The following is a 9,650-nucleotide window of genomic DNA, read 5'->3' as shown; positions in this document are numbered from 1 at the left end:
TTCCCCCAAAAGGCTCAACCGCAGGGAATCACAACTGGCGAATTACGCAACAGGCCCCTTGTGGGAGAGGGTCCGCGAGGCCAAATCGCGCAGCTGAATATGCCGAACCACCCCCTCATCCGGCGCTTCGCACCACCTTCTCCCACAAGGGGAGAAGCGAAGAACAGAGACTGCCCTCTACCCCGGCCTGCGCCGGTCCGTCTTCATCTTCGTGAACCGCACGCTCTGGCCATCCGGCATCCGGACCGCCTTGAAGCCCGCGGCGAGGCAGGCTTCGCGCTGGGGCATCTGGATGTCGGGGCTGCGCAGACTGTCCCACCATGAGGCACGGTTGGCCGCGCGCGGCAGGGCGGCGCCGATGATCTCCTCGATCTGCTCGAAGCTCAGTACGAATTCCGTCTGCTTCTGCCGCAGCAGGTAATCGCGCAATGGGTCGTAGTCGTTCACACGATGGTCCTCTCGTCCGGAGCCGGATCAGCAGGTCAAGCCTGCCGGAAACCGTCAGCCGCTTAAACCGTTTCTTAACTCATCGCGGCAGCGTCGTCGCGGCTTAAACACTACGCAAGATTTCAGGCGCATCCACTAGTATCGGGAGCAAACGATGCTGTCTGGATGGCGCGAAGCCATGGCCCTTCGGCCGTGGCGCATTTCGGCGAAGCTGCTGATCATGACGTCCGTCGTGACGGTAATCGGCTTTTCCGCCATCTGCTTCAACGTCATGCTCGACATGCGCCGCGGCGAGGAGGCGCTGGCCCGCCAGACCCTGGAAAACCTGGCGACCACGATCGACGCCGACATCAGCCGCAACATCGAGGTCTACGACCTGTCGCTGAAGGCGGTCGCCAGCAACGTGCTGCTGCCCGAGATCGCCTCGGTCTCGAAACCGATCCGCCAGCTCATCCTGTTCGATCACGCCACCACCGCAAAGCATTTCGGCGCCGTCCAGGTGTTCGATGCGGACGGTAACCTCACCATCGATGCCTCGACGCTCGATCCGGTCGCGGAAAATCGCAGTAGCGAGGAGTATTTCACCGTTCACCGCGACAATCCCAACGCGGGCCTCTTCATCAGCCGCCCGATGCTGTTCCGCGGCGCCTATTCGATCGTGCTGAGCCGGCGCCTCAGCGATACCGACGGCGGCTTCCTGGGTGTCGTCGCCGGCTCGATCCGCTTCAGCTATTTCCACGAGTTGTTCGAGCGGCTGAGCCTCGATCCCGAGGATACCATCACCGTGCTCAAGCGCGACCGCACCATCATGATGCGGCGCCCGTTCGATCTCGACATCATCGGCAAGAACCTTGCCACGCTGCAGGACTGGAGGTCGGACAATCTCAAGGCCGGCGGATCCTACGCCGGAAAGGGACCGGTGGACGTGACGCCGCGACTCTATGTGCGCAGCAGCGGTTCTGGTCCGTTGTTTGTGGTGGCGGGAAAACCGCTGGCTGCCGTATTCGAGCTCTGGCAGAAGGAAGCCTATCGCATCGGCGCCGTGGTCCTGGTGCTCGCGCTGTTCGTGCTGGGATCGGCGATCGTGCTCGCGCGCGAGATCAGCCGGCGCGCGGATGCCGAAAGCAAGCTCGAGGAGATGGCGACCACCGACGCGCTCACGGGCCTGCGCAACCGCCGCAAGTTCGACCAGGTGATCGACGCCGAATGGCGCCGCGCGACGCGCCAGAAGACGCCGGTCGCGCTGCTGATGATCGATGCCGATCACTTCAAGGCCTATAACGACACGTTCGGCCACCAGGCCGGCGACCAGGTGCTGGTCGGCATCGCCATCTGCATCTCGGATTCGGTGCGGCGTGCCGGCGACTGCGCCGCGCGCTATGGCGGCGAGGAGTTCGCCGTGCTGCTGCCGAACACGCCTGCCGCCGAGGCCTTCAAGATCGCCGAGACGATCCGCGGCAAGGTGCAGGGCTGGTCCGACGGCGGGACGGGATCCACCGTCTCCTGCGGCATCGCCAGCCTCACGCCCAGTGCAGGCATGGACTGGGCCGTCCTGGTCGCCGCCGCCGACAAGGCGCTCTATGCCGCGAAAGGCGGCGGACGCAACCAGTCGGTGGTCGCGAGCCTGCCGAAGCTGTCGCTAGTGGCCTGAAGGGCCTACTGCCCGAGATACTTCTTCATCTCCGCGATCAGCCCCTCGCGCAGCTCCGGGCGCTTGAGCGCGTAGGCTATGTTGGCGCGGAGAAAGCCGGGCTTGGAGCCGCAGTCATGGCGCTCGCCCTCGAACTCGACGCCGTAGAATTTTTGCGACTTGGCGAGGCCGATCATGGCGTCGGTGAGCTGGATCTCGCCGCCTGCGCCGCGCTCCTGGGTCTCCAGGATCTTGAAGATCTCCGGCTGGAGAATGTAGCGACCGGTGATCGAGAGGTTGGAGGGCGCGGTGCCCTTGGCCGGCTTCTCGACCATGCCGTCGACCTCGAACATCTTGCCGGTGCGTTTGCCGACGCCGCAGATGCCGTATTGATGGGTGAGATGGTCGGGCACCGCCTCGACCGCGATCAGGTTGGATTTCTCGCCGAGCGTTGCAGCGGTCTCGATCATCTGCTTCAGGCAACCGGGCGAATTGAGCACGAGCTCGTCGGGCAGCACCACCGCAAACGGCTCGTTGCCGACGATGTCGCGCGCGCACCACACCGCATGGCCGAGGCCGAGCGGCGCCTGCTGGCGGGTGAAGCTGACGGCGCCGGCCTCCGGCTGGTTCTGTGCCAGAATTTCCTGCTCGGCCTTCTTGCCGCGCGCAGCCAGGGTGGCGTCGAGCTCGAACATCCTGTCGAAATGATCTTCGATGACGTTTTTGTTGCGGCCGGTGACGAAGATGAAGTGCTCGATGCCGGCTTCCCGCGCCTCGTCATAGACGTACTGGATCAGCGGCTTGTCGACGATGGTGAGCATTTCCTTCGGCATGGCCTTGGTGGCGGGCAAAACGCGGGTACCGAGGCCGGCGACGGGAAATACAGCTTTGCGGATTTTCATGGGATTGATCGAATACCTTGGAGCGCAGGTGAAGGAAGCAATGGCGTCTTGCTAGCCGTTTTGCAGCCGGTAACAAAGGCGGATGTAGGGCTTCGCGTCTGGAATTGAGAAAAGGCCACCACCGAAATTTCACCTTTGTTAAGATATTGGCAACCGTAACGAGGCCTCCTGATGGCGAATTTTCGGCCGGACGGATGGGACATGATGCAATCGGTGGCAGGACTGGCGGCAAGGCTGGTGACAAGACAGGCAAGACGGGCGGGATATGTCGCCGGCGCAGCAATGATTGCGGTCGCGCTGCTGCTCCCTGCGTCCGCGCAGGCCCAAGGACAACAGGGGCAAAACGGCCTGTCGAAACTGTTCGGCGGTATTTTCTCCGGCGCGGACCCGGCACCGTCGCAACCCGCGCCCGCCCCAGGCGGCGCGCAACCCTGGAGCGGCGAGGACGGTGCCTCCGGCCATCCGCTGATGACGGCGGCCGCGATCCGCGAGGCGGCCGGCAATTTCGACAATTGCGTCGCGAGCATGTGGCCCGATGCCGCACGGCGCAACATCAGGCAGGAGAATTTCCAGCGCTTCACCGCCGGGCTGACACCCGACCTGCGCATCATGGACCTGATGGATTCGCAGCCCGAGTTCACCAAGTCGATCTGGGACTATCTCGACATTCTCGTGAACGACAACCGCCTCGCCAAGGGCAAGGAGATCCTCGCCAGGTACAAGGCGCAGTTCGACGCGACCGAGAAGGCCTATGGCGTCGACCGCTACATCATCGCAGCGATCTGGGGCATCGAGTCCAATTATTCGACGCAGATGGGCGACCGCAGCGTGCTGCAATCGACGGCAACACTCGCCTGCATCGGTCGCCGCCAGGCCTATTTCAGGGATGAGTTCCTCTCGGCGCTGGAGATCCTCAACCGCGGCGATCTGCGCCCCGAGCAGATGCGCGGCTCCTGGGCCGGCGCGTTCGGCCCGACCCAGTTCATGCCGACCGCGTTCAAGCGCTTCGCCGTGGACGGCGACGGCGACGGACGGCGCGACGTCGTCGACAATCCGACCGACCTGATCGCCTCCACCGCAAACAACCTGAAGAAAGACGGCTGGCAGAGCGGCCAGACCTGGGGCTACGAGGTCACGGTGCCGCAGGGCTTCAATTACATGCTGGCCGACCGCGCCAAGATGATGACGATCGCGCAGTGGGAGAAGCTTGGGCTCAAGCGGCCGACGGGCCAGCCGTTCCCGCATCCGGCGGAGAAGGCCTATCTGCTGGCGCCCGCAGGTGCGCAGGGACCCGGCTTCCTGATGCTCCAGAATTTCCGTGTCATCATGAAGTACAACCCGGCCGAGGCCTATGCGATGGCGATCGGCCATTTCGCCGACCGCCTGCGCGGCGGGCAGCCCTTCGTGCAACCCTGGCCGCGGCAGGAGCGCGAATTGTCCCGCACCGAGCGGCTGGAACTCCAGCAGCTGCTGGCCCAGCGGGGCTTCTACAAGGGCACCCCGGACGGCCAGTTCGGCGGCATGACACGGGACGCGCTGCGCAACTTCCAGGTCTCGATTGGGCTCCCTGCCGACGGGTTTGCCACCTCCGACGTGCTGGACCGGCTGCGCGGGCGGTAAAAACGGCCTGAAAGTAACCCTGGGCGGCGATTCTGGCCGATCGGCGGTGTATTGCCCAGGGAATCTGCAAGAGAATTTGCCCGTTTGGCGCCCGATTCCGCTATTATATCGAGGCAATCCCAGACCCAATTGCGCGCGCCCGAGATCGCATGTCGAAGCCAAAATCCTTTTTCAAGGCGCTGACCGAGACCGGCCCGCTGATCGCGCTGGTGACGGCGCTTGCGATCCTGGTCGCGGGACCGGCGTCGGCGCAGTTCTTCAACTTCCCCGGCTTCGGCGGCCCGCCGCAGCGCCAGGCGCCGCCACGCAGCGGCGGCGGTTGGTTCGGCGGCGATTTCTTCGCGCCGTTCCAGCAGCAGCAGCAGCAGGCCCCACGCCAGGATTTTTCGCGTGCGCCGGGGCCCGCCAAGCGTGAGACCGTTGCCGACAAGAACGTGCTGGTGATCGGCGACGCCATGGCCGACTGGCTCGCCTATGGCCTAGAAGACGCCTACACCGAGCAGCCCGACATGGGCGTGATCCGCAAGCACAGGACCACCTCAGGCCTGATCAGGTACCAGCCGAAGGGCGAGCCCTCGGACTGGGCGGCGGCCGCAAGGGGCATTCTGGAGACCGAGAAACCCGACGTGATCGTCGTCATGCTCGGCCTCAACGACCGCATCGCGATCCGCGAGGCTGTCGAGAAATCCGACAAGGACAAGAAGAACGAGAAGGGTGCGCGCGGGGCCAAGCAGCAAGGCAAACCGGGTGAGACCAAGCCCGACACGGCCGCCAAGCCCGAGGACAAGCCAGCGGCGGATACCGACCTGCCCCAGGACGACGCCGACAACGCCGACACGCTGGCGGCCGTGCCCGAGAAGACCGCGCGCCATCCGAACGGCCTCTACGAATTCCGCGACGACCACTGGGTCGAGCTCTACAGCAAGAAGATCGAGGAGCTTGCGAACGTCCTGAAAGCCAAGGGCGTGCCGGTGCTCTGGGTCGGCCTGCCCGCGATCCGCGGGCCGAAGGGCACCGCGGACATGCTGTTCCTGGATTCGCTCTATCGCGAAGGCGCGGCCAAGGCCGGCATCACTTATGTCGACATCTGGGACGGCTTTGTCGACGAAGCCGGTCGCTTCCTGCAGAAGGGCCCCGACTTCGAAGGCCAGATCCGTCAGTTGCGCAGCGCTGATGGCGTCTATTTCACCAAGCCCGGCGCGCGCAAGCTCGCGCACTATGTCGAGCGCGAGATCACGCGCTTGCTGGCGGGCCGCTCCGGCCCGATCGCGCTGCCGAGCGAGCCGGGAACGCCTGACACCAGCGCCGAGCCCGGCAAGCCCGCGCCGCGGCCGCTCGCGGGCCCGATCGTGCCGCTGGTCGCGGCCTCGATCTCGACCGATCAATTGCTGGGTGGACCGGGCACGCGTCCCGCCGCCGTCGATGCGCTCGCCGCCAGGACGCTGGTGAAGGGCGAGCCGCTTGCAGCGCCCGCGGGCCGAGCCGATGATTATTCCTGGCCGCGCCGCGAAGTCGGCCGCGAGCAGGCCAAGGGCGATACGCCGATGGCCGTGACGACACCTGATGGTGGCGCTGCGGCTCCGAGTGCGACCGGCGCGCCGGGCGCAGCCGCTGCGATCGTGCCGCCCAAACCGCCCGCACCGAGGAGGCCGACGCCACCGCCGCAGCAGCCCGCGCAGGCAACGCCGTCCTTGCGTGATTTCTTCGGCTTCGGCGCGCCGCAACCCGCGCCGCGTCAGCTGGCGCCGCCGCCACGCAATCCGAATCCTGCGATCCCGCGTCCGCCGGGCAATGTCGGGCGTTCGGCGGAAGCGGTTCGGTAATTGTCGATTTGAGATGTCATTCCGGGGCGCGCGAAGCGCGAGCCCGGAATGACGGACGGCCGTCAGCCGTAATAGCGCCAGCGCGGCGGGGGACGACGCGCGGGGCGTGACATCAGAAGCGCGAGCGCGAAGCCGATGCCGCCGGCGACCAGCAGCGCGCCGAGCGGATTGTCCTGCACCTTCTTCGACAGCGCCTGCGATCCATCGCGAAGCGTCTCGCCGCTGTTCTCATAGGCGTCCTTGGCGTAGCCAGTGGCGGTGTCCGCGGCGTCCCGCACCGCGTCCTTGGCCTGGCCGTAGAGATTCTGCACGGTGCCGGCGGCTTCGCGCGCCTTGCCCGACGCCTGTGTCTGCGTATCGCCTGCCATGTCTCCGATGGCACCTTCTGCGCGTCCGGCAAATTCCTTGGCCGATCCGACGATCCTGTCCTTGTCCATGATGCTCCTCCAGGGGGTCTGCCCAAGTAACCGATCAGGAGGAGCGCAGTTCCACCGCCGCTGAGAGTTTGGCCCTAGAGAATGAGCCCGCCATCGACCACGAGCGTCTGTCCAATCATGTACGAAGACAGCGGCGAGGCCAGGAACAATGCGGCGCCCGCCATGTCGGCCGGCGTGCCCAACCGCCGCAGCGGAATGCGCGACAACGCACCTTCGAGCCGCTTGGGATTGTCGGTCGTCACCTTCGTCATCTTGGTGTCGACGAGACCGGGGGCGATACCGTTGACGCGGATGCCGTCCTCGGCCCACGCCTCGCCCAGCGTCCGCGTCAACCCGACCGCGCCGGTCTTCGACGCGTTGTAGGCGGGATTGCCCATGGTGGAATGGTAGGCCGCGGTCGAGGACACCATGATCAGCGCGCCGCTGGAATCCCGCAACATGGAATGAAACCGCGTCGCGCAGGCCATCAGGCTCATGAGATTCACTTCGACGACCTTGCGGAAGCCGGCCATCTCGAACTCGCCGCGGCGATAGATCACCGCGCCTTGCGCGAGCACCAGGATGTCGAGCCGATCGAACGACGGCTTGAACGCTTCGATCGCAACGGGGTTACTGACGTCGAGCTGCGAATAAGCAAGCCCGGTGAGATCGGAGCCCTCCTCCGCAGAATATTCCGCTGCGCGAGCGCGTGTGCCGCAAACGGCAACCGCCGCGCCTCTCGCGCGAAAAGCTTGCGCAATGCCGTTGCCGATACCGCTGGAACCACCGATCACCAGCACCTGCTTGCCTGAGAAATCGAGTTCGTTCGCCATCGCGGCCTCCCCTTTTGTCTTGCTTGTTTGACCTGTCTGCGGATCGATGCCAGCCTTGTCCATCTCAAAACAAGAAACAAGAGACCGCGAGGAAACACGATGTCGGAATCCAAGCAGCTCAGCCGCTCCGTGCAGGGCCTCACCGTTCTCGTCACCGGCGCCGCCAGCGGCATGGGGCGCGCCACCGCGCACGTGTTCGCAGCCGAAGGCGCCAACGTCGCCGTCACCGATTACGACGAGCAAGGCGCACAGACGGTTGCCAAGGAGATCGCGGCCAGCGGCGGAACGGCGAAGGCATGGAAGCTCGACGTCGCCGACGGCGGCGAGATCAAGCGCGTGGTTGGCCATGTCGCCGCGCATTTCGGCGGGCTCGATATCGTCGTCAACAATGCCGGCATCTCCGTGCGCGTCGCGATCGACGACGAGGCTTACGAAGACGCCTGGGCCAAGGGCATCGCCGTGATGTTGACGGCGCACCCGCGCATCATCCGCGCCGCGCTGCCGCATTTGCGCAAATCGAAGTCGCCGCGCATCGTCAACATCGCGTCGACCGAAGCGCTCGGCGCGACAGCGTTGCACAGCCCGTACTCCGCGGCAAAAGGTGGCGTCGCGAGCCTGACACGCTCGCTCGCGGTCGAGCTCGGCCGGGAGGGTATCACCGTCAACTGCATCTGCCCGGGCCCGATCCGCACCGCCATCACCGAGCGCATCTCGGAAGAGCACAAGACCATCTACGCCAAGCGCCGCACCGCACTCGGCCGCTACGGCGACCCTGAAGAGGTCGCGCACATGACGCTGAGCCTGTGCCTGCCGGCCGCGTCGTTCCTGACCGGCGCGGTCATTCCGGTGGACGGCGGGTTGATGGCACGCAACGCGTGAGAGCCATGCGCGCCGAGCGTTGACAACGCCGGGCGCGGGAGTAGCCTTTTTCGTCGACAGAGCGGGACCAACCGCTCGCGGTTCGCGGGAGAAACGCCATGACGATCGCCATCCGGCAGCTTCAGACGCATTTTGTCGGCGAGGTTTCCGGCCTCGACCTGCGCAAGCCGCTCACGCAGAATGAGGCCCGCGAGGTCGAGTCCGCCATGGACAAATACGCGGTGCTCGTATTCCACGACCAGGACATCACCGACGAACAGCAGATGGCTTTTGCACTGAACTTTGGTCAGCGCGAGGATGCCCGCGGCGGCACGGTGACGAAGGAAAAGGACTATCGCCTCCAGTCCGGCCTCAACGACGTCTCCAATCTCGGCAAGGACGGCAAGCCGCTCGCCAAGGACAGCCGCACGCATCTGTTCAATCTCGGCAACTGCCTGTGGCACTCCGACAGCTCGTTCCGCCCGATCCCGGCAAAATTCTCGCTGCTGTCGGCGCGGGTGGTGAACCCGAAGGGCGGCAACACCGAATTTGCCGACATGCGCGCGGCCTATGACGCGCTCGACGACGAGACCAAGGCCGAGATCGACGATCTCGTCTGCGAGCACTCGCTGATGTATTCGCGGGGCTCGCTCGGCTTCACCGAATATTCCGACGACGAAAAGGCGATGTTCAAGCCTGTGCTGCAGCGGCTGGTGCGGACCCATCCCGTTCACCGCCGCAAGTCGCTGTATTTGTCATCTCACGCCGGCAAGATCGTGGGCATGAGCGTGCCGGAAGGACGGCTGCTGCTGCGCGACCTCAACGAGCACGCGACGCAAGGCGAGTTCGTCTACGTCCACCGATGGAAGCTGCATGATCTCGTCATGTGGGACAACCGCCAGACCATGCACCGCGTCCGCCGCTACGACCAGTCCCAGCCCCGCGACATGCGCCGGGCGACGGTGGCGGGCACCGAGCCGACGGTGCAGCAGCAGGCGGCGGAGTAGCGAGAGGCGCGTCACACACCGCTGTCGTCCCGGACAAGCGCGCCCTTAAAGCGGGATGGGTTTAATCTGAATCGATTTGGGATTCCCAAATCAGCTTGTTTCTGATTCACCATG

General features: G+C 65.2%; 9 protein-coding genes. 5 read left to right on the top strand and 4 right to left on the bottom strand.

Annotated features, from left to right (window positions below):
- Positions 1-177: 177 nt before the first annotated feature.
- Complete coding sequence (locus QY049_RS34215) at positions 178-447, bottom strand: hypothetical protein (protein WP_194479540.1); 270 nt, start codon at positions 445-447, stop codon at positions 178-180.
- A gap of 154 nt (positions 448-601) precedes the next feature.
- Between QY049_RS34215 and QY049_RS34210 the strand changes: the two genes are divergently transcribed.
- Entirely contained in the window at positions 602-2,098 is a 1,497-nt protein-coding gene (locus tag QY049_RS34210) for a diguanylate cyclase (RefSeq protein WP_258765097.1), read from the top strand.
- Between the two features lie 5 nt (positions 2,099-2,103).
- Here QY049_RS34210 and QY049_RS34205 read toward each other — a convergent pair whose 3' ends face one another.
- Positions 2,104-2,979 (bottom strand): UTP--glucose-1-phosphate uridylyltransferase, encoded by an 876-nt coding sequence (locus QY049_RS34205; RefSeq protein ID WP_194479538.1) that lies wholly within the window; start codon positions 2,977-2,979, stop codon positions 2,104-2,106.
- A gap of 201 nt (positions 2,980-3,180) precedes the next feature.
- Between QY049_RS34205 and QY049_RS34200 the strand changes: the two genes are divergently transcribed.
- Both QY049_RS34200 and QY049_RS34195 read left to right on the top strand, forming a co-directional pair.
- Complete coding sequence (locus tag QY049_RS34200; RefSeq protein WP_258766878.1) at positions 3,181-4,599, top strand: lytic murein transglycosylase; 1,419 nt, start codon at positions 3,181-3,183, stop codon at positions 4,597-4,599.
- Between the two features lie 149 nt (positions 4,600-4,748).
- The gene (locus QY049_RS34195) at positions 4,749-6,422 is read left to right on the top strand and encodes an SGNH family hydrolase (protein ID WP_258765096.1); all 1,674 of its coding nucleotides are present in this window, start codon (positions 4,749-4,751) and stop codon (positions 6,420-6,422) included.
- Between the two features lie 62 nt (positions 6,423-6,484).
- Here QY049_RS34195 and QY049_RS34190 read toward each other — a convergent pair whose 3' ends face one another.
- On the bottom strand, positions 6,485-6,859 hold the full coding sequence (locus QY049_RS34190) for a CsbD family protein (RefSeq protein WP_194479536.1): 375 nt from the start codon (positions 6,857-6,859) through the stop codon (positions 6,485-6,487).
- A 74-nt stretch (positions 6,860-6,933) separates the two neighbouring features.
- Positions 6,934-7,671, bottom strand: coding sequence for an SDR family NAD(P)-dependent oxidoreductase (locus QY049_RS34185; RefSeq protein ID WP_301270425.1), 738 nt, complete (start codon positions 7,669-7,671; stop codon positions 6,934-6,936).
- Positions 7,672-7,770: 99 nt separating this feature from the next.
- Here QY049_RS34185 and QY049_RS34180 point away from each other — a divergent pair, with 99 nt between their 5' ends.
- Positions 7,771-8,550 carry an SDR family NAD(P)-dependent oxidoreductase gene (locus QY049_RS34180; RefSeq protein WP_258765094.1) on the top strand — a complete coding sequence of 260 codons (780 nt, stop codon included), beginning with the start codon at positions 7,771-7,773 and terminating at the stop codon, positions 8,548-8,550.
- A 98-nt stretch (positions 8,551-8,648) separates the two neighbouring features.
- Positions 8,649-9,536, top strand: coding sequence for a TauD/TfdA family dioxygenase (locus QY049_RS34175; protein WP_194479533.1), 888 nt, complete (start codon positions 8,649-8,651; stop codon positions 9,534-9,536).
- Positions 9,537-9,650: the final 114 nt, after the last annotated feature.

This window comes from Bradyrhizobium sp. WYCCWR 13022, from assembly GCF_030435535.1.
Classification (GTDB): Bacteria; Pseudomonadota; Alphaproteobacteria; order Rhizobiales; family Xanthobacteraceae; genus Bradyrhizobium.
Note: the sequence above shows the minus strand (reverse complement) of the source record. Positions and strands in the feature narration are given on the sequence as shown.